Source organism: Pseudomonas defluvii, from assembly GCF_001695625.1.
Taxonomy (GTDB): domain Bacteria; phylum Pseudomonadota; class Gammaproteobacteria; order Pseudomonadales; family Pseudomonadaceae; genus Aquipseudomonas; species Aquipseudomonas defluvii.
The window spans coordinates 1-323 of record NZ_MBPN01000348.1; the positions used below are offsets into that span (position 1 = coordinate 1).

Sequence of the window (323 nt, forward strand, 5' to 3'; positions counted from 1 at the left end):
GGCAATCGAATTAGACAAGGATGCAACATGAATCAGGAAGCCAGTCCGGCAGAGCTTAGGCAGGCGCGTCTCAGGCAAGCCTTTGACAATGTTCCGGTGGGGCGCGGCTGTTGCCCGCTGAAATCCCCCGAGGTTGCCATCTTTCCGGTGCGCTACGCGATTGACGCGTCCCCGGAAAAAGGCCAAGCACAAGGCCCGCATCCACTGCCCAAAGGCTGGGCACCCAAACTCCAGCCCACCTTGAAAACCCGCAGCTACACCCTGCGCCAACTGCGGGACGGCTGGTTGTATGTCTGGGACAGCGTCGACAAGACCTTCCACGA

1 protein-coding gene is annotated in these 323 nt (G+C 60.1%); it reads left to right on the forward strand.

Annotation, left to right across the window (positions count from 1 at the left end):
* Positions 1-27: 27 nt before the first annotated feature.
* Positions 28-323 (forward strand): toxin VasX (locus tag EKA13_RS27625; protein WP_141685690.1); only part of this gene is annotated, 296 nt, incomplete at its 3' end.